The sequence below is a fragment of the Rubrivivax sp. A210 genome, from assembly GCF_904426505.1.
Classification (GTDB): Bacteria; Pseudomonadota; Gammaproteobacteria; order Burkholderiales; family Burkholderiaceae_C; genus Rubrivivax.
Genome location: NZ_CAJGBN010000072.1, coordinates 22675 through 42079, shown reverse-complemented (window position 1 = coordinate 42079; position 19405 = coordinate 22675). Strand labels below are relative to the sequence as shown.

Here is a 19405-nt window from a genome sequence, read left to right as displayed (position 1 = left end):
CCAGCCCTCAGCGGTGCAGGTCAAAGAGCGCCGCGCCGCGCCTGAGCGCGCTCTTGGCGATCACCGTGCGGTGGATCTCGGAGGTGCCGTCGAAGATGCGATAGACCCGGGCATCCCGGTAGTAGCGCTCGATGGGCAGCTCCTTGCAAAAGCCCATGCCGCCGAAGATCTGCACGCCGCGGTCGACCACGCGCCCCAGTGTTTCGGCTGCCTGCACCTTGACCATCGCAATCCAGTCGCGGGCGTCCAGCCCGGCGTCGATCATCCAGGCCGCGTGCAGCACCATCAGGCGCGCGGCATTGATCTCGATGACGCTGTCGGCCAGCATCTGCTGCACCATCTGGAAGTCGCCGATGCGGCTGCCGAACTGCTTGCGCTCGCCGGCGTACTCGGTCATCAGCTCCAGCACATGGCTGGCCTTGCCGACGGCTCGCGCGCCCACCTGCGCCAGGCGCACGACGTTGAGCGCCCCCATCGCCAGCTTGAAGCCCTGGCCTTCGTCGCCCAGCAGCGCCAGCGGCTCCAGCGCCACGTTGTCGAAAAACAGCTCGACGTGGGGCGTGCCGCGCAGGCCCATCATCTTCTGGTCCTTGCCCACGGTGACCCCGGGCAGGCTCTTGTCGACCATGAACATCGAAATCGCCTTCTCCCCGGTCTTGGCCGAGACGAGGAAGAAGTCGCTCCATTCGCCGTCGCTGATGAAGTGCTTGCTGCCATTGAGCACCCAGCCGGCATCCGTCTTCTTCGCGTGGGTCTTGATGCCCTGGGCGTCCGAGCCCGCGCCGGCCTCGGTGATGGCGATGGAGCAGGTGCGCTCGCCGCGCACCGTGGGCGCAAGCCAGCGCTCCACCTGCCCGCCCTTGCACACCAGCAGCGGCTCGTAGACGTTGCCAAAGGCGCGGCGGATCAGGATGTCGCTGGTGTGGCCGAACTGTTCTTCGCACAGGATGCGGTCCACCGTACTGAGGCCACCGCCGCCCAGGTCGGCCGGGATGTTGAGCGCATAAAGGCCCAGCGCAGCCGCCTTGGCGAACACGGCGCGCGCCTTGGCGGGGTCGAGCTGCCCACTGTCCTCGACCTCGTCTTCCAGCGGCTTGAGTTCTTCCTTGATGAAGCGACGGACGGTGTCGATCGTCATCTTCTGCTCGTCGTTGAGGGCAAAGTCCATCGGTCTTGTCTCCAGCGGGGGTCTGAGGGTGGCCGGTCGTGGCCGGCCTGTACGGTGTGGCGAGACTCTATGAACAACGAACAGTGCGGACAACGGCCTCACTGTGACCTTATGATTTACGAATCGTGAGCGTCAAATTCCAGCTCGATGACCTGCAGGTGTTCTGCATCGCGGCCCGCAAGGCGGGTTTTGCCGCGGCAGCCACCGAGCTGGGCATGTCGCCGGCCTATGTCAGCAAGCGCATCGCGGTGCTGGAGAAAGCACTGGGCGTGACGCTGTTCCACCGCGCGGCGCGGCGCGTCACCGTCACCGACGAGGGCGAGCGCGTCTATGCCTCGGCGCAGCAGATCTTCCAGGGCGTGGCCGAGATGGGCGAGACCGTCGCCGGCGGCCGGCTCGACCCCCGCGGCACGCTGCGCGTGACCACCAGCTTCCGCCTCGGCCGCAAGCACCTGGGCCCCATCCTCTCGCTGCTGGCCCAGCAATACCCGGCGCTGGAGATCACGCTGGACGCGGTGGACCGCCGCGTCGACCTGATCGCCGAGAACGTCGACCTCGACGTGCGCATCGGCGATGTCGACGAGCCCCATCTGGTGGCCCACCGCATCGCCGACAGCACGCGTGTGCTCTGCGCCGCCCCCGGCTACGTCGACAGGCGCGGCATGCCGGCGAACATCGCCGAACTGAGCCGCCACGACTGCCTGGTGCTGCGCGACCGCAACCAGGCTTTCGGCGTCTGGCGTCTCACCGGCCCGCACGGCGTCGAGAAGGTCAAGGTCACCGGGCGGCTGTCGTCCAACAACTCCGAGATCGTGCGCGGCTGGGGCAACGACGGCCACGGCATCCTGCTGCAGGCGCGCTGGGACGTGAGCGCCGACCTGGCCGCCGGCCGCCTGCTGCGCGTGCTGCCCGACTGCTCGCAGCCGGCCGACATCTGGGCCGCCAGCACGGTGCGCCTGAGCCATTCGGCCAAGGTGCGCGTCTGCGTGCGCTTTCTGCAGGAGCAGCTGGCCAGCGGGCCGTTTGCCTTGAGGCAATAGGCCGGCCGCCAAGTTGCCAGGCCGCCGTGCCGTGGCAAGGCGCACGAAGCCTGCCGCCGATCATTGCGTCAGGCAATGCGATGTATTTGAACCATTGCATGGACAGCAGGACTTGTGCTGCCTATCGTGCGCCCTTCGCCGCCGGCCGGCATTCGATGTGCCCGCACTCCCATGACCGACCGCTATGCCGTCATCGGCAACCCCATCGCGCAGAGCAAATCGCCGCTGATCCACGGCCAGTTCGCGGCCACCCACGGCCAGGACATGGTCTACGAGGCCATCGAGGGCCCGCTCGAAGGCTTTGCCGACGCGGTGCGCGCCTTCATCGCCGCCGGCGGGCGCGGCATGAACGTCACCGCACCCTTCAAGCTGCAGGCCTACGAGATGGCCGACACGCTGAGCGAGCGGGCACGCCAGGCCGGCGCGGTGAACACGCTCAAGTTCGAGGGCGGGCGCATAGCCGCCGACAACTTCGACGGCATCGGTCTCGTCAATGATCTGCAGCGCAACCTCGGCATGGCCTTGTCAGGCTGCCGCGTGCTGATGCTGGGCGCGGGCGGTGCGGCGCGGGGTGCGCTGCGGCCTTTGCTGGAGCAGGGCCCGGCCGAACTGGTGATTGCCAACCGCCACCCCGAGAAGGCCGAGGCCCTGGCCCGTCCCTATGCCGCCAGCCACGGCGTGCGCGGCATCTCCTACGCCGAGATCGGGCGCCAGCGCTTCGACCTCGTCGTCAACGCCACCTCGGCCAGCCTGCGCGGCGAGCTGCCGCCGGTGCCGGCCACCGCCTTCTCGCCCGAGGGCCTGGCCTACGAGCTGGCCTATGGCAAGGGGCTCACGCCCTTTCTGCGCCTGGCGCAGAACGCCGGCGTCAGCCACCTGGCCGACGGCGTGGGCATGCTCATCGAACAGGCCGCCGAGGGCTTTGCCTGGTGGCGCGGCGTGCGCCCCGAGACCGGCCCGGTGATCAGGCGCATGACCGTGCCCCTGGTCTGAGAACCGCAACGACCAACAAGGAGACCCCCATGAAGATCCTCATGCTGCACGGCATCAACCACAACATGTTCGGCCAGCGCGACCCCAGGCAGTACGGCACCCTCACGCTGGCCGAGATCGACGGCACGCTGCAGGCCCTGGGCCGCGAGCTGGGCGCCGAGGTCGAGAGCTTCCAGACCAATGCCGAGGGCGCGATGTGCGAGCGCATCCACCAGGCCTATGCCGAGGGCCAGGACGCGGTGCTCATCAATGCCGGCGCCTGGACGCACTACAGCTACGGCATCCGCGACGCGCTGGCCATCCTCACCTGCCCCATCGTCGAGCTGCACATGTCCAACATCCATGCCCGCGAGGCCTTCCGTCACCACTCGGTCTTTGCCGAGATCGTGCGCGGCCAGATCTGCGGCTTCGGCGTCGACAGCTACACGCTGGCGCTGCGCGCCGCGGTGTCGGCGGTGCAGCAGGCACGCGCGGCCTGAGCAGCGCAGCCAAGGCGGCCGAACCATGAGCCTGCTGGCGCGCATCGTCACCATCGTCTTCCCCATCTTCCTGGTGGTGATGGTGGGCTTTGCCGTCGGCCGCCGCCAGCGCCCCGAGATGGCGCTGGTCAACCGCCTCAACATGCAGGTCTTCCTGCCGGCGCTGATCTTCATGGCGCTGGCCGGGCGCAGCTTCGAGCTGCGCGACAACCTCGCCATCGCGCTGGGCGCGGTGGTGGTGGTGGTGGTCTCGGGCCTGCTCACCTGGCCCGTGGCGCTGCTGCTGGGCCATGACCCGCGCACCCTGGTGCCGCCCGCTATGTTCAACAACGTCGGCAACATGGGACTGCCGCTGCTGCTGTTTACCTTTGGGCCCTCGGTGCTGGGCTCGGCCGTGGTGCTGATGCTGGTGGTGACGGTGGCGCAGTTCACGGTCGGCCCCTGGCTGCTGAGCGGCCGCCTGCGGCCCGCGACGCTCTGGCGCGAGCCCCTGCTCGCGGCCGCGGCGGCGGGCCTGGTGTGCAGCCTGGCCGGTGTGGCCGTGTGGCCGCCGCTGATGGCCGCCTTCAAGCTGCTGGGTGACATCTCGATCGGCCTGATGATCTTCGCCCTCGGCGTGCGGCTTGCGTCGGCGCGGCTCTCGGCCTGGCGCATCGGCCTGGCCGGCGCGGTGGTGACGCCGCTCACCGGCATGGCGGCGGCCTGGGCCTTTGCCGCAGCGGCGGGGCTGGACCGCCACACGGCCGACATCCTCTTCGTCTTCGGCGCGCTGCCGCCCGCGGTGTCGAGCTTCATCTTCGCCGAGCAGTACCGGCAGGAGCCCGACAAGGTGGCCTCCATCGTGATGATGGGCAATGTGGCGGCGATCCTCTTCATCCCGCTGGCGCTGGCGCTGCGGCTCTGAGCGAGGGCAGCGCCTCTAGTGCTCGACATCCTGGCCATCACCGGCCCCGTCTACCTCGTCATCGCCACCGGCTATGCCGCCACGCGCGCCGGCCTCTTTGCCAAGGCCGAACTGCGCGTGCTGGGCAGGTTCATCGTCAACATCGCGCTGCCGGCGATGCTGTTCAACGCGCTGTCGCGGCGGCCCATCGCCGAAGTGCTGAACCCGGCCTATGCCCTGGTCTACCTGGGTGCGACGCTGCCGCTCATCGCCGCCGGCTGGGCCTGGTGCCGCCGTCGCGGCCTCGCGCCGGGCACGGCCGCCGTGGTCGCGATGGGCATCAGCTGCCCCAACAGCGCCTACGTCGGCTACCCCATCCTGCTGCTCATCCTGCCCCAGGTGGCCGGCGTGGCGCTGGCGCTGAACATGCTGATCGAGAACGTGATCGTGATCCCGCTGCTGCTGGCCCTGGCCGAGAGCGGGCGCGGCGGCGGCAGCGGCTGGCAGGTGCTGCGCCAGTCGCTGCAGCGCCTGGCGCGCAACCCGATGATCATCGGCCTGGCGCTCGGGATCGCGGTCTCGCTCAGCGGCCTCACGCCGCCGGGGCCGCTGACGCGCACGGTCGACCTGTTCGCGGTGACCAGCGGCGCGCTCTCGCTCTTCGTCATCGGCGGCACCCTGGTGGGCCTGCCGATGCGCCGCATGGGCCTGAAGGTGGCGCCCATCGCGGCGGGCAAGCTGCTGGCCCACCCGCTGCTCATGGGGGGCCTGGGCCTGGCGCTGCCGCTGCTGGGCGGGCCGGCGCTCGACCCTTCACTGCGCACCGCCGCGCTGGTGATCGCCGCGATGCCCATGATGAGCATCTACCCCATCCTGGCCCAGGCCTATGGCAAGGAAGACCTCGCCGCCGCGGCCCTGCTCGTCACCACGCTGGCCTCCTTCTTCACGCTCAGCGGGCTGCTCTGGCTGGAACGCTAGCAGCACGGCCGGCGCCGGGCGCGACGACGAGGTCGGTGGCGCATTCGAAGACCGGGCCGCCGTCGTCGATGCAGACGTGGTGGGCGTAGCGCAGGCCGGCCTGCCACAGCAGATCCAGCAGCACGCGCGCCGCCGGGTCCACCTGGGCCACGGCGGCCTGCGCGGCGGGGCACAGGAAATCGGTATAGATCGGCTGGCGCGGCAGCAGCGCAGCCACATGGCCGCGCCAGGCGGGGCCGAAGCGCAGCGCCGCGGCAACCGGGTCGCCGTCGTAGAAGTGGCGGCCCAGGCCCTGCCAGAAGGGCGAGCGGCCGTCGGCGTCGCGAAGGCCCGGCAGTTCGACGATGAGCCGTGGCGCGTGTGCGTCGCGCCGCGCCGCTACCTCCTGCAGCGCCGCCGCGAGCAGCTGCGCCAGGGCCTGCGCGCCGGCCGCCAGGTCGAGCGCGGCGCGGTCCCAGGCCACGTCGGCGATCTCGCTGGCGCCGGTGAGATCGTTGCCCAGTTGCAGCGTGTGCAGGCGATGTACCAGCCCCAGTTCTGCGGCGGCATGGACGACGCAGCCGACGTGGTACCAGTGGCGCGGACTGTCCAGGCCGATGGCGCGGCGCAGCCGCAGGCAGGCCAGCGGTCGGTCGGCCCGCGTCGCCAGCAGCCAGCGCTCGGCGGCATCGCTTGCGGGCAGCTCGCGGTCCATGCCGGGGGCCAGCCAGGCCTGTACCGCCGCCAGGTCGCTGGCGCCCATTTCGCGCACGTCCATTCGTGCCGTCATGCCGGCTCGTCCATGCCGGCGACGGCATCCAGCGCCGCGGCATCCAGCCAGTCGCCAGCCGCCACGCCCAGGGCCAGCGCCTCGTCGTCAGCCAGCGCCAGGCCGCGGCCGGCGCCGCGCGGCAGCAGGGTGGCGCGGAAGTCGTCGCACCCGGGACGGGCCACGATCTGCCAGCCCGGTCCCGCGGCCGGCGCCGCATCCGGCCGCAACGTGGCGCGCAGGCGACGCCGCCGCGCCACGGTCTTGAGCAGGGCCACGCGGCTGTCGGCCGTGGGGCCGCCGTCGAAGACGTTGACGTAGTTGTCGCCGTCGAAGCCCTCGTCCATCAGGATGCCGAAGGGCAGTTCGCCCACCGGGTGCAGCTGGCCCAGCGACCACTGCGACTCCTCGGGCAGCAGCGGCACGTAGATGGGCGACTGCGGCAACAGCTCGGCGATCCAGTTCTTGTGCGTGCGACCACCGGCCAGCGCCTCGGCCGCGGCGTGGTCCATGCCGAAGAAGCGCCGGCCGACGGCGTCCCAGAAGGGGCAGCGGCCCTGGTCGTCGGCGATGCCGGGGTTCTCGGCCGCGATGCGGTCGGAAAAGCGCTCGGGGTGGGCGGCAATGAACATCAGCCGCCCGCGCGACAGCAGCTGCGGCGCCAGCGTGTGCGCATGCGTGGCCTGGATGTGGAAGCCGGTGAGCAGGGTCACGCCCGTGAGGTCGTGGCACAGGTGCAGCGTGTGGATGCGGTTGCGCGCACCCAGCGCCGGGCTGGCCTGGACCACGAACTCGTTGCGGTAGGCGTAGAAGCGGTCGTGGAAGCCGGCCGCGGCGGCGATGCCGGCCGTGCCGATCAGCTCGCCGCTGGCACCGCGGTCTTCCAGCACGAAAAGATAGGTCTCGTCGCCGCTGGGCGCGTCGTCGCTGGCGAAGGACTTGGCCGAGCGCTCGATGCGCTCTTGCAAGGCATCGCGCGCCAGCGGCAGCGAGCTGATGCCGATGGCGCGCTGGGTGGCCAGGCGCTGCAGGCCGGACAGGTCGCGCGGATGGGCCGGGCGCAGCAAGTAGCGCGCCGACACCGGGGGATTTGCCGCCCCGTTCATGGCGGCGCTTGGCGCGGGCCGGCCGTCGCCTCGGCCCCGTCGCGCATGGCGGGTGCCACGGCCTGCCGCGCCTGCGGCGCCGCACCGGGCAGGGCGCGGCGGCTGCGCTCGTCGCGCGGCGTGTGGCCGAAAAAGGCGCGGTAGGCGTTGCTGAAGTGCGAGCCGCTGGCAAAGCCGCAGGCCAGGCCCACCTGCATCACCGATTGCGGCGTCTGGCGCAGCAGGCGCTGCGCGCGCTGCAGGCGCAGCGACAAGTACCAGCGCGACGGCAGCTCGCCCATGTGCTGCTTGAACAGGCGCTCGAGCTGGCGCCGCGAGACGCCCACCAGGCCGGCAATCTCCTCGGTGGCCAGCGGCTCGGAGAGGTTGGCCTCCATCAGTGCCACCGCCTCGGCCAGGCGCGCCGAGCCACCGGCCTGGGCCGCCAGGCGGGCCGCCAGCGGCACGCGCTGGCGTTCGTCGGCAGCACGCACGCGGGCGAGGCCCAGCCGCGCCGCCACCTCCTGGCCGAAGCGCGGGCCGTGGCGCTGGGCCAGCCAGGCGATGAGCAGGTCGCGGCTGGCCTGGTGGCCGCCGCAGCTCAGGCGCTGGCGGTCGATCTCGTAGAGCGACTGCGAGACGATCACGCCCGGGTGGCGCTGGGCCAGCATGGTGACGTGCGGCCAATGGACGGTGGCGCGGTGACCGCGCAGCACGCCGGCCTCGGCCAGCAGCGCCGCGCCCGTGCCTATGCCGCCTAGCACCCGGCCGGCCGCGGCCTGGGCGATGAGCCAGCTGCTCAGCTGCGCCTGCTGCGGGCCGGGCTGGGCGGTGGCGGCACCGCCGACCGTGTGGTCGCTGACGACGAAAGCCAGCTCCAGCGCCGGTGCGTCGCGCAGCGGCAGGGTGTGGACGCGCAGGCCGCCGGCGCCGGCGACGGCATGGGCGTCCACGGCCAGCAGCAGCGGCTCGTAGAGGGCGTCGTCCAGCACCTGGTTGGCCGCGTTCAGCGCCTCCAGCGCGCCGGCCAGCGACAACGGCCCGAAGTCGGGCCACAGCACGAAGCCCACGCGCACCGGCGCGGCCCGCGCCGGCCGCAGGGGGTGCAGGAGGTGCAGGGCATGCATCACTTGAGCCCCGCCGAGAGGAACTGGCGCAGCCGCGGGCTGCGCGGCGCCACCAGCACCTGGCCCGGCGGGCCTTGCTCCTCGATGCGGCCCTGGTGCAGGAAGACCACCTCGCTGGCGACCTCGCGCGCAAAGCCCATCTCGTGGGTCACCACCAGCATGGTGCGGCCCTCGGCCGCCAGCTCGCGCATCACGGCCAGCACCTCGCCCACGCGCTCGGGGTCCAGCGCCGAGGTCGGTTCGTCGAAGAGCAGGATCTCGGGGTCCATCGCCAGCGCGCGGGCGATGGCCACGCGCTGCTGCTCGCCGCCCGAAAGCTGGGCCGGGTAGGCGTCGGCGCGGTGGGCCAGCCCCACGCGCTGCAGCAGCGCGTGGGCGCGTTGCAAAGCCTGCTCGCGCGGCCTCCCCAGCACATGGATGGGCGCCTCGGTGATGTTGCGCACCACGCTCAGGTGCGACCACAGGTTGAAGCCCTGGAACACCATCGCCAGGCGGGCGCGCCAGCGCTGCAGCTGGCGCGCGTCGGCCGCCACCAGGCGGCCGTCGGCGGCCGGGCGCAGCGCCAGCGTCTCGTCGCCCAGCTGCAGCCGGCCGCGGCTGGGCGACTCCAGCAGGTTGAGGCAGCGCAGCAGCGTGCTCTTGCCCGAACCGCTGGAGCCCACGATGGCCAGCACGGCGCCGGGCGGCGCCTGCAGCGAGATGCCGCGCAGCACCTCGATGGCCCCGTAGTGCTGGTGCAGGTCGGTGACGGTGAGGCCGCGGGGAGAGGCCGCTTCAGTGGGCATGCGGACGAGTGTATTCAGGGCGAAAGCAGCCGGCCCTGGCGCAGCGCCTGGCTGCCGGCCACCTTGCCCAGCCGGCCGCCGGCGCGAGCGAAGCGCCGCTGGTCTCGCGCGAAGAAGAGGCCGGACACCGGCGCCAGCAGCGGCGTGGTGGCGCCGCTGAAGGGGTCGATCAGCTCGGCGATCAGGTCGCCGGCCTGTACCACGTCACCCGGCTGGCGCGCGAACACCACGATGCCGCCGTGCGGCGCCACCAGGGGCACCGAGCCGGCCAGCGGCGTGGCCTCGCACAGCGGCGGCGGCGGCTCGGCGGCATCGATGTCGAGCAGGCCGCGCAGCGCCAGGAACTGCAGCAGCCCCTCGGCGTCGGCGGCGGCCAGGGCGTGGCTGACGTCGGCCTCGCCGCGCAGCTCCACCGTCAGCGCCAGGCAGGCCTGGGGCAGCGCCATTCCCAGGCGCTGGCCCAGCGCAGGCCACAGCATCGAGCAGGCCTCGTCGAAGGGATCGCCGCCGCTGCGCTCGGCCAGCAGCACGGCCCGGGCGCCCAGGCAGCGCGCCAGCGGCTGCAGCGCCGGCCAGCAGGCCGGGGTGGTGTAGAGGTGCAGCACGGCCTCGCTGTCGCAATGCAGGTCTATCACCAGCTCGGCCTCGGCCGCCAGGCCCAGCAGCAGGCGGCGCAAATCCTCCAGCGGCGTGGCCGCCGGCAGCGCCGCCACCGCCTCGCCCAGCGCGGCGCGCACGCAGGCGACATGGGCCGCGGCGTCGTCGCCCAGCCGGCCCTGCACCGCGGTGGCCACGGCCTCGGTGAGGTCGGCGTAATGACGGTTGAAGTTCTCGCCGCTGGCCAGCTCGAAGCGGCCGTGGTGGTAGCCGCCCAGCCACTGTTGCAGGCCTATGGGATTGGCGGCCGGCACCAGCACGATCTCGCCGCGCAGGCGCTGCGCGGCCTCGAGCTCGGCCAGGCGGCGGCGCAGGTGGTGGGCCACCAGCATGCCCGGCACCTCGTCGGCGTGCAGCGAGGCCAGGATCAGCACCCGCGGCCCGCTGCCGGGCTCGCCGTAGTGCAGGCTCAGCAGCGATTGCCGGGTGCCGGGCGTGGCCTCGGCGAGGGCGTGGTGGACGGTCTTCATGCGGGGGTGGCGATGGGCAAGAGGGTCATTGCGGGCGCTGCATGGGCTGCAGCCAGCGCCTTTCGGCGCCACGGAACAAGGCCACCAGGACGGCGGTGATGAGGCCGTACAACACAGCCGCGGTGATGAAGGCCTCGAAGGGGCGGTAGTACACCGAATTGAAGTCGCGCGCCGCGCCGGTCAGCTCGTGCAGCGTCACCACGCTGGCCAGCGCGGTGCCGTGCAGCATCAGCACCACCTCGTTGCCGTAGGCCGGCAGCGCGCGCCGCAGCGCCGCCGGCAGCACGATGCGCCTCAGCGTGGTGAAGGGCGTCATGCCCAGCGCCCGCGCCGCTTCCACTTCGCCGGCGGGCACGGCGCACAGCGTGCCGTGCAGGATTTCGGTGGTGTAGGCGCAGGTGTTGATGGCAAAGGCCGCCACGGCGCAGAAGGCGGGCGAGCGCAGCCAGGGCCAGAAGACGCTGGCGCGCACGGCCTCGAACTGGGCCAGGCCGTAGTAGAGCAGGAAGAGCTGCACCAGCAGCGGCGTGCCGCGGATGGCGTAGGTGAAGGCCCAGACCGGCCCGTGTACCCAGGGCGAGGCCGCGCCGCGCGCCACCGCCAGCGGCAGCGCCGCCGCCCCGCCCAGCAGCAGCGCCGCCAGCAGCAGCTGCAGCGTGAGCGCCGCCCCCGCCAGGTAGTGCGGCAGCGCGGCGAAGACGGCGTTCAGGTCCATCAACGCGCCTGGCCCGGCGAGAGCCGCCGCCGCAGCCAGGCAAAGCCCAGTTCCGACAGCGAGGTGAAGGCCAGGTAGGCCAGCGCCACCGCGCCGTAGAAGACGAAGGGTGCGCCGGTGTTGCCGGCGGCCTGGGCGGCGCGGTTGCTCAAATCCTGCAGGCCGATGACCGAGACGATGGCCGTGCTCTTGAGCATCACCAGCCAGTTGTTCGACAGCCCCGGCAGCGCGTGGCGCAGCATCTGCGGGCCGACGATGCGCCACAGCACCTGGGCGCGCGTGAAGCCCAGGGCCAGCGCCGCCTCGGCCTGGCCCGGCGGCACCGAGAGGATGGCGCCGCGCAGCACCTCGGCCACGTAGGCGCCGAAGATGAAGCCCAGGGTCAGCACGCCGGCCAGGTAGGGGTCGATATCGACATAGCCCCAGCCCAGGCGGTCGCCCACCTCGTTGATCGCGATCTGGCCGCCATAGAAGATCAGCAGCATCAGCACCAGATCGGGCACGCCGCGCACCAGCGTCGTGTAGGCCAGCGCCAGCCGGCTGGCCAGCGCCGAGCGCGACAGCCGCGCCACCGCGCCCGCCAGCCCCAGGGCCAGCGCCAGCAGCAGCGCGGCGCCGGCCAGCGCCAACGTCAGCGCTGCGCCCTGCAGCAGGCTGGGCCCGTAACCGTGCAGCATGCGGCTGGCGCTGGCGCGCTACTTCGCGTCGCCGTAGACGTCGAAATCGAAGTAGCGGTCCTGGATCTGCTTGTAGCCGCCGTCGGCGCGCAAGGCCTTGATGGCGGTGTTGAAGCGTTCGGCCAGCGCGGTGTCGGCCTTGCGCACCGCGATGCTCGAGCCGGTGCCGAAGTACTTGACCTCGTTGTAGGCGGGGCCGAAGAAGGCGAAGCCCTTGCCCTGCGGCTTCTTGAGCAGGCCGCCGTCTATGGCCACCGAGTCGCCCATCGCGAGGTCGATGCGGCCGGCCACCAGGTCGAGATAGACCTCGTCGGCCTTGCCGTAGCGCACGATCTCGCTGGCCTTGAAGGTGTCGGTGACGTAGCGGTCGTGGATGGTGCTGCGTTGCACGCCGATGCGCTTGCCTTTCAGGCCCTCGGGCGTGGCGGCGAGGGCGGCGCCGGCCTTGGCCACCAGGCGCGCCGGCGTGTTGTAGTACTTGTCGCTGAAGGCCACCACCCGGCGCCGCTCGTCGGTGGCCGCCATCGAGGCGATGATGGCGTCGAACTTGCGCACCTGCAGCGCCGGGATCATGCCGTCCCACTCCTGCGGCACCAGGCTGCACTGCGCCTTCATGCGCGCACACAGGGCAAACGCGATGTCGATGTCGAAGCCCTTGAGCTTGCCGTCGGGCCCGACCTCGCTGAAGGGCGGGTAGGCACCCTCGACGCCGATGCGCACGCTCTTCCAGTCGGGGGCCTGGGCCAGGGCGGTGAACGAAACGAAGGCGGCCAGGGCGGCGGTGAACAGGCGTCGTTGCATGGCAGGGTCCGGCAATGAAAGGTAAGGCGGGCTCAGGGTTTCCAGGGCTGGAACAGGGGCTGCGCCATGCGCACCGGACTCAGGTCCAGACGCAGATCCTGCACGGTGTAGTCCTCGGCGCCGCTGGCCTCGGTATACCAGCCGCGGCTGCCGGGGCCCTTGTAGAGGCGGGCGCGAAAGCCCAGCGTGCCCAGCGGGTCGGCGACGTCGGGCAGGGGGTCGAAGGCCATGCCCTCGACAAAGTCGTAATGGGCGTCGATGAGCAGGCCCATCGCGACGGCGACGACATTGTCGCCAAAGAAGTCGAGATGGAAGGGCTGGCGCGTGTAGTAGGGCTTGTAGCTGGGGGCGGCCGGGTCCAGCAGCTGCCCTTCGAGCTTGGCCTTGGCCGGCGTGAGCAGGCGCGTGCGCACATTGATGCGGTCGCCGGCATCGAGCAGGCTCAGGCGGGCGCCGGCAATGTTGTAGGCGCCCAGCTTGGCATCGCTGCGCGCTTCGTTCAGGTCCACGAACAGGGCCTTGCCGCCCACCACCTCGACCTCGTCGCCGCGCACCGCGGCGGCGCTGTCTTCCTCGACGCCCAGGCCGATGCGGTAGCCCTTGGCCGCCATCAGCGGCAGCATGCGACCCAGCCGCCCGCGCTTGAGGAAGTGCTGATCGACGAAGAGATCGGGGCCGACGAAGCCGAGGCCGGGACCGACCTCGCTGCCCTCGCTCCAGCGGCCCTTCATCACCTTGAGCACGTCGGGCGCGTCGCGGAACATCGTGGTGCTCATGATGGCGGCACCGGCCGAGGTGCCGGCCACGACGCCGCCGCCACGGTAGAGATCCCAGATGGCCTGCAGCAGCGGCGTGGCGCGGCCACCGGGCATGAGGTGGTCGACGATGCGATCCTGCGAGCCGCCGGTGAGAAAGACGCCGCGCGCCGCGCGCACGCGCGCCACCAGGGCGGGGTCGCGCACGGCCTGGGCGATGGCCGGCTCCTTGAGCAGCGGCGACACCGGCAGGGTCTCGGCCACGGCGCCATAGCGGCGCAGCTGGCCGGCGGCCTGCTCGGCCGCGGCCTGGGGGTTGTTGCTGGCCGTGCCCAGCACGACGAAGCGTGCGCCCGGACCGCCGGCCAAAGCCACCAGGCGCTTCCACACCGCCTCGTGGTCTGACTTGAGCCCGCCGCCGATCACGAAGGCCCAGCCCTGGCCGCGCTCACGCGAGTCGATGACCGGATCCTCCGCCGCGCCGGCCAGCGCCGGCAGCAGGGCGGCGGCGCTGGCCAGGAGAAGGGCACGGGCGGCGGTGGTCAGCAACATGGCGGCAGGGGCAAGGGCAGCGGAATGGGCAGGCGGATGCAGGAGCCGGCAGCCGCCGGCAGGCGTGGGCACAGGCGGCCTTCTTCGATCTTGTCACCGCCGCGCGCCACCCGCTTGCGGCTTTGCGACAGCAAGTTGCCGCCAGGCGACCGCGGCCGCGTGCCGGCCGCGGCGCAGGGGCGCCGGTCCCTAGACTGGCCGCCGCCCACCCCTCTGCACCGAAAGGCCCCCATGACGACCCGTCGCCGCGCCCATCCCTTCCTCCTGGGCGTCTGCGCCCAGGCCGCCCTGCTGGCCCTGCACGGCCCGGCGCTGGCGCAGACCACGCAGAAGGTGGAGATCACCGGCTCGGCCATCAAGCGCATCGACGCCGAATCGGCGCTGCCAGTGCAGGTGATCACGCGCGGCGACATCGACAAGGCCGGCGTCACCACCGCGGCCGAGCTGATGGCCACGATCTCGGCCTCGGCCAACAACCTGACCGACGGCGTGAGCATTGGCACGGGCGGCTTCAAGGACCAGATGGGCTTCAACTCGGCCAATCTGCGCGGCCTGGGCACCTCCTCGACGCTGGTGCTGCTCAACGGCCGGCGCATGGCCAACTTCGCCTCGCCGGGCGACGACAGCGGCGTCGACCTCAACAACATCCCCGCCGCCGCCATCGAGCGCGTGGAAATCCTGCTCGACGGCGCCTCGGCCCTCTACGGCACCGACGCCATCGGCGGCGTGATGAACTTCATCACGCGCAAGGACTACCGCGGCGCCCAGGTCGACGCCCACGTCTCGCGCACCGGCGAGAGCGGCGGCGGCAAGCGCACGGCCTCGGTGGCGGCCGGCTTCGGCAATGTCGCCAGCGACGGCTTCAATGTCTTCGGCGTCTTCGACGTGCAGAAGTCCGACGCGCTGCGCACCTCGCAACGCCAGTTCGTGCGCGACCTGCGCATCCCCGAGCGCCTGCCCCACCTGCTGTCGGACGCACCCTTCCCCGGCAACATCGTGCTCACCGCCGCCCAGCGCGCCGAATTGCAGGCGCAGGATTTCCGCATCAACGGCCAGGCCATCACCGGCAGCCGCATCAACTTTGCGGCGCCGGGCTGCACGCCGCCGCATTCGCTCAACCTGGCCGGTGGCATCGGCGGCGTCAACGGCTGCACCTATGACTTCATGGGCGACCTGGAGCTGGCGCCCAAGTCCGACAAGCTGGGCCTGCTGGCGCGCGCCGTGTGGCAGCTGGCGCCCGAGCACCAGCTCTTCGGCGAGATCTCTTACAGCGACGCCAAGACCTTGTACGTGGGCACCAGCAACCGTGTGCGCCTGCGCGGCGGCAACCGCCTGCCCACGGCGCTGATCCCGCAGCTGGCGGCGGCGCTGCCGGGCCAGGCGGTGGAGGTGCAGGCGCGCCTGCTCGACGCCGGCAACCGCACCAGCGAACTCACCAGCACCGGCACCCGCCTGGTGCTGGGCGCCAGCGGCACGCTGGCCGGCTGGGACTACGACGCGGCGCTGAACCACAGCGTCAACAAGGTGTCCGACCGCGACGTGCGCGGCTACCTGCTCTTCGACGGCATCATCGACGGCGCACGCGACGGCACCGTCAACCTCTTCGGCCCGCAGACGGCCGCCGGCCTGGCCTACCTGGAGGGCATCCAGGTGAACGACGAGGTGCGCAGCGCCCGCGGCAGCATGACGGCGCTGGACGTGAAGGGCTCGAAGTCGCTCTTCAAGATCGCCGGCGGCGACCTTGCCCTGGCCCTGGGCGCCGAGCTGCGGCGCGAGAAGGCACGCTCGCGCGCCTCGGAGCTGCTGCTGTCGGACAACATCCTGGGCGACGACACGCCCGGCGACGCCCAGACCACCGACCAGTCGCGCCGCGTCTGGGCCGTCTACGGCGAGATCAACGCGCCGCTGACCAAGCAGCTGGAGCTGCAGCTCTCGCTGCGCCACGACCAGTACGACAAGATCGGCGGCACCACCAATCCCAAGATCGGCCTGCGCTGGACGCCCAGCCCGGCGCTGCTGCTGCGTGCCTCGGCCGGCTCGGGCTTTCGCGCGCCCTCGCTCACCGATCTCTCGCGGCCCACCAAGGTGGGAGGCACCTCCATCCTGCCCGACCCGGTGTTCTGCGGCGAGAACGGCGGCGACCTTGGCATCTGCGCCTCGAGCTGGGAGACGCGCACCTTCGCCAACCCCGATCTCAAGCCCGAGCGCTCGCGCCAGTTCTCGCTGGGCCTGGTGCTGCAGGCCAGCGAGCGCCTGAGCTTCAGCATCGACTACTGGAACATCGCCAAGCGCGATCTCATCAGCACCCTGGGCGACGACGTGATCCTGGCCAACCTGGGCAAGTACGAAGGCCTGGTACACCGCTTCAGCGAGGACGAGGGCCTGGACGGCTGCGACCTCGACCCCGCCGACAACACGATCTGCTTCATCGAGCTGCGCAAGGAGAACCGGGGCCGCCAAAAGGCCTCGGGCCTGGACCTGATGGCCGAGCTCAAGCCGGTGGCCACGCCCCTGGGCCGCGTCGGCGGCCGCCTGCAGTCGACGCTGGCGCTCAGCTCGCGCCAGCAGACCGGCTATGGCGACCCCTATGTCAGCAACCTGGGCAAGTTCGTCACCAACGGCGTGGTGCAGCGCTGGCGCCACCGCGTGACGGCTGACTGGGCCGGCGGCCCCTGGGCGCTGTCGCTCACCAACAGCTACCACAGCGGCTACGACGACCAGAACTCGGCCATCGACACCGGCACCGGCACCGTCATCGCGCCCAACCGCGTGAAGGCCTATTCGCTGTGGGACCTGTCGGCCTCGTGGTCGCCGTCCGCGCAGCTCACGCTGCGGGGCGGCATCAAGAACCTGGGCGACACCGCGCCGCCGTTCTCCAACCAGGGCTACTTCTTCATCTCGGGCTACGACCCCAGCTACACCGACCCGCGCGGTCGCAGCTTCTACCTCGGCGCGACCTACGCCTTCCAGTAGCCCGCCCGGCCGCGGCCCGGCGGGCCGCGGATCAGGCGCTGGCCGCGGCCGCCGGTGCGTGGGCGCCGCCGAGGAAGAGGCGCTCGATGTGCGGGTCGGCCAGCAGTTCGCCGGCCGGCTTGTGCAGCACCAGGCGGCCCGATTCGAGGGCGATGGCCTCGTCGGCCATCTTGAGCGCGCTCTTCACGTTCTGCTCCACCATCAGCACGGTCGCACCCTGGTCGGCCAGGCGGCGCAGCAGCTTGAAGACATCGGCCACCACCATGGGCGACAGGCCTATGGACGGCTCGTCAATCAATATCACCTTGGGCCGCAGCAGCAGGGCGCGGCCCACCTCGAGCTGCTTTTGCTCGCCGCCCGAAAGCGAAGACGCCGCGCTGTGCAGCCGCTCCTTGACGCGCGGGAACAGCTCCAGCACCTCGGGGATGCGCTCGCGCGTGGTCTTCATGCCCAGCGTGATGCCGCCGAGCTCGAGGTTCTCGTAGACGCTGAGCTGGCCGAAGAGGTTGCGCCCCTGCGGCACGAAGGCGATGCCGTGCTCCACCAGCAACGCCTTGGCGCTGGCGCCGGTGATGTCGCCGCCGTTGAGCCGGATGCGGCCGTTGCGCACCTTGAGCATGCCGAACAGCGTCTTCAGCACCGTGCTCTTGCCGGCGCCGTTGGGGCCCAGCAGCAGCGTGATCTTGCCGCGCCGGGCCTTGAAGCTGAGGTTGTTGAGGATCATGAAGTCGCCGTAGCCGGCGACGACGTCGTCGAATTCGATGCAGCAGTCGTCGGCCATCTCAGTTCCCCAGGTAGGCGTCGAGCACCTGCTTGTTGGCGCGGATCTCGGCCGGCGTGCCGATGGCCATCACCTGCCCTTCGACCATGACCATGATGCGGTGGCAGAGGTCCATCACGAAGTCCATGTTGTGCTCGATGACGACGAAGCTGCCCTTGCGCGTCTGGTTGAGCTGCTTGAGCAGATCGCTGATGCCGCCCACCAGGCTGGGGTTGACACCGGCGCAGGGCTCGTCGAGCAGCACCAGGTCGGGCTCGCTCATGAAGGCCATCGCGATGTCGACCAGCTTCTGCTGGCCGTAGCTCAGTTCGCCGGCCTTCTTGTGCGCGACGTGGCGAATGCGGAACTGGTCAATCAGCGCGTCGGCCTTGGCGCCCAGGCCCGAATCACCGGGCGCGAACATGCGGCTCCACATCGAGCCCGCGTGCTCCTGCGCGGCAACGATGAGGTTGTCGCGCACGCTCATCTTGCCGAACACCTGCAGTGTCTGGAAGGTGCGCCCGACGCCGCGCTGGTTGAGCGCCATCGGGCTCAGGCCGGTGATGTCGTGGCCGTTGAGCTCGATGCGACCGCGGCTGGGCGTGATCTGGCCCAGCACGCTGTTGAACAGCGTCGTCTTGCCCGAGCCGTTGGGGCCGATGACGCCGAAGATCTCGCCCGGCATCACCTCGAAGGAGACGCCGCTGACGGCCTGGATGGCGCCATAGTTCTTGGCGAGGTCGCTGACCTTGAGGACGGGGGCGATCATGAGCGGGCTCCGATGGCGGCGGCCGCGGCGGCCCGCGCGGCCGAGGCCTCGCGGGCCAGGCGGCGCGCCTGGATGCGGTCGGGGATGCTGAGCAGGCCGTCCGGCAGCCACAGCATCAGCAGCATCACCGCCGAGCCGAAGGCAAACAGGTACCAGGCCTGGGCGAAGCGCAGCCACTCGGGCAGCAGCACGCCCACGGCCGAGCCCAGCAGCGGCCCGAGGAAGTAGCCCGGACCGCCGATGACCACCATCAAATACATCATGAAGCTGGCTCCCACCGCGAAGGGCGCCGGCTCGATGAACTGCACCAGGCTGGCGAACAGCGCGCCGGCCACGCCGGCATAGACGGCGCCGATGGCAAAGGCCAGCAGCGTGTAGGCCTGGATGTGGATGCCCAGGCTTTCGGCGCGTATCGGGTTGTCGCGCAGCGCCGTGAAGGCCTTGCCCCAGGGTGAGCGCAGCAGGCCGAAGAGCAGGGCCGCCAGCACCAGCGTCACGCCGAGCACGAAGTAGTAGTAGGCCAGATTGCCCTCCAGGCTGATGCCGAACAGGCTGGGCCGCGCGATGTTGTTGATGCCGAAGGTGCCGCCGGTGAGCCACTCCTCGTTGCGCAGGAAGAGCCAGACCGCGGTGTTGAAGCCGAGCGTGGCGAAGGCCAGGTAGATGGTCTGCACGCGCAGCGCCGGGAAGCCCAGGCCCAGGCCGATGACGAAGCAGCCCAGCATGGCCACGGGCAGGCCGAACCAGAAACTGAAGCCGGCCTTCATCAGGATGGCCACGGTGTAGGCGCCTATGCCGAAGAAGGCGGCGTGGCCCAGCGACTTCTGGCCGGCGTAGCCGATGGTGAGGTTCAGGCCCATGGTGGCGATGACGAACACCAGCCAGTAGCTGAACAGGTAGACGCCATAGCTCTTGAGCATGGGCGGCACCGCCAGCAGCACGATGGCGACGACGGCGAGGGTGATCCAGTGCAAGGTTTTCATGGCGGCC

Annotated in this window: 19 protein-coding genes; 6 read left to right on the top strand and 13 right to left on the bottom strand. The window is 71.1% G+C overall.

Annotated features, from left to right (window positions below):
- Window positions 1–7 precede the first annotated feature (7 nt).
- Entirely contained in the window at window positions 8–1168 is a 1161-nt protein-coding gene (locus JMV16_RS23385; protein WP_201496742.1) for an acyl-CoA dehydrogenase family protein, read from the bottom strand.
- Between the two features lie 125 nt (window positions 1169–1293).
- Here JMV16_RS23385 and JMV16_RS23380 point away from each other — a divergent pair, with 125 nt between their 5' ends.
- From JMV16_RS23380 to JMV16_RS23360, 5 genes are all read left to right on the top strand, one after another.
- Window positions 1294–2208, top strand: a complete 915-nt coding sequence (locus JMV16_RS23380) for a LysR family transcriptional regulator (protein ID WP_236580675.1) — start codon at window positions 1294–1296, stop codon at window positions 2206–2208.
- Window positions 2209–2379: 171 nt separating this feature from the next.
- A complete protein-coding gene (aroE, locus tag JMV16_RS23375) occupies window positions 2380–3201 on the top strand; it encodes a shikimate dehydrogenase (protein WP_201496741.1) in 822 nt (273 codons plus the stop codon).
- Window positions 3202–3230: 29 nt separating this feature from the next.
- Window positions 3231–3680, top strand: coding sequence for a type II 3-dehydroquinate dehydratase (gene aroQ / locus JMV16_RS23370; RefSeq protein ID WP_201496740.1), 450 nt, complete (start codon window positions 3231–3233; stop codon window positions 3678–3680).
- A gap of 25 nt (window positions 3681–3705) precedes the next feature.
- Window positions 3706–4584, top strand: coding sequence for an AEC family transporter (locus JMV16_RS23365; protein WP_236580674.1), 879 nt, complete (start codon window positions 3706–3708; stop codon window positions 4582–4584).
- An 18-nt stretch (window positions 4585–4602) separates the two neighbouring features.
- Complete coding sequence (locus JMV16_RS23360; protein WP_201496739.1) at window positions 4603–5541, top strand: AEC family transporter; 939 nt, start codon at window positions 4603–4605, stop codon at window positions 5539–5541.
- On the opposite strand, the gene JMV16_RS23355 is transcribed toward JMV16_RS23360, so the two are convergent.
- The 9 genes from JMV16_RS23355 to JMV16_RS23315 are packed head-to-tail and all read right to left on the bottom strand — an operon-like array spanning window position 5513 to window position 13913.
- Complete coding sequence (locus JMV16_RS23355) at window positions 5513–6310, bottom strand: arginine N-succinyltransferase (protein WP_201496738.1); 798 nt, start codon at window positions 6308–6310, stop codon at window positions 5513–5515. The two genes, JMV16_RS23360 and JMV16_RS23355, sit on opposite strands and share 29 nt — an antisense overlap.
- Window positions 6307–7395, bottom strand: a complete 1089-nt coding sequence (locus JMV16_RS23350; protein WP_201496737.1) for an arginine N-succinyltransferase — start codon at window positions 7393–7395, stop codon at window positions 6307–6309. The genes JMV16_RS23355 and JMV16_RS23350 overlap by 4 nt, the downstream gene beginning before the upstream one ends.
- Window positions 7392–8501: a GlxA family transcriptional regulator gene (locus JMV16_RS23345; RefSeq protein WP_201496736.1), complete on the bottom strand. Its 1110-nt coding sequence runs from the start codon at window positions 8499–8501 to the stop codon at window positions 7392–7394. The genes JMV16_RS23350 and JMV16_RS23345 overlap by 4 nt, the downstream gene beginning before the upstream one ends.
- Window positions 8501–9286, bottom strand: coding sequence for an ABC transporter ATP-binding protein (locus JMV16_RS23340; RefSeq protein WP_201496735.1), 786 nt, complete (start codon window positions 9284–9286; stop codon window positions 8501–8503). Before JMV16_RS23340 ends, JMV16_RS23345 begins: the two co-directional genes overlap by 1 nt.
- 14 nt (window positions 9287–9300) lie before the next feature.
- Entirely contained in the window at window positions 9301–10413 is a 1113-nt protein-coding gene (locus JMV16_RS23335) for a succinylglutamate desuccinylase/aspartoacylase family protein (RefSeq protein WP_201496734.1), read from the bottom strand.
- Window positions 10414–10438: 25 nt separating this feature from the next.
- Complete coding sequence (locus tag JMV16_RS23330) at window positions 10439–11128, bottom strand: ABC transporter permease (protein ID WP_201496733.1); 690 nt, start codon at window positions 11126–11128, stop codon at window positions 10439–10441.
- Window positions 11128–11805 carry an ABC transporter permease gene (locus JMV16_RS23325; protein ID WP_201496732.1) on the bottom strand — a complete coding sequence of 226 codons (678 nt, stop codon included), beginning with the start codon at window positions 11803–11805 and terminating at the stop codon, window positions 11128–11130. Before JMV16_RS23325 ends, JMV16_RS23330 begins: the two co-directional genes overlap by 1 nt.
- A gap of 18 nt (window positions 11806–11823) precedes the next feature.
- Complete coding sequence (locus JMV16_RS23320) at window positions 11824–12606, bottom strand: ABC transporter substrate-binding protein (protein ID WP_201496731.1); 783 nt, start codon at window positions 12604–12606, stop codon at window positions 11824–11826.
- Window positions 12607–12638: 32 nt separating this feature from the next.
- A complete protein-coding gene (locus JMV16_RS23315) occupies window positions 12639–13913 on the bottom strand; it encodes a cyanophycinase (protein ID WP_201496730.1) in 1275 nt (424 codons plus the stop codon).
- A 231-nt stretch (window positions 13914–14144) separates the two neighbouring features.
- On the opposite strand from JMV16_RS23315, the gene JMV16_RS23310 reads away from it, so the two are divergent.
- On the top strand, window positions 14145–16886 hold the full coding sequence (locus JMV16_RS23310) for a TonB-dependent receptor (protein WP_201496729.1): 2742 nt from the start codon (window positions 14145–14147) through the stop codon (window positions 16884–16886).
- 31 nt (window positions 16887–16917) lie between these two features.
- Here the strand turns inward: JMV16_RS23310 and JMV16_RS23305 are convergent, their stop codons facing one another.
- Genes JMV16_RS23305 through JMV16_RS23295 form a run of 3 tightly spaced genes read right to left on the bottom strand, consistent with a single transcriptional unit; the run spans window position 16918 to window position 19398 of the window.
- Window positions 16918–17667 carry an ABC transporter ATP-binding protein gene (locus tag JMV16_RS23305; protein WP_201496728.1) on the bottom strand — a complete coding sequence of 250 codons (750 nt, stop codon included), beginning with the start codon at window positions 17665–17667 and terminating at the stop codon, window positions 16918–16920.
- Window position 17668: 1 nt separating this feature from the next.
- The gene (locus JMV16_RS23300) at window positions 17669–18415 is read right to left on the bottom strand and encodes an ABC transporter ATP-binding protein (protein WP_201496727.1); all 747 of its coding nucleotides are present in this window, start codon (window positions 18413–18415) and stop codon (window positions 17669–17671) included.
- Window positions 18412–19398, bottom strand: a complete 987-nt coding sequence (locus tag JMV16_RS23295) for a branched-chain amino acid ABC transporter permease (protein WP_201496726.1) — start codon at window positions 19396–19398, stop codon at window positions 18412–18414. The genes JMV16_RS23300 and JMV16_RS23295 overlap by 4 nt, the downstream gene beginning before the upstream one ends.
- Between the last annotated feature and the right edge of the window lie 7 nt (window positions 19399–19405).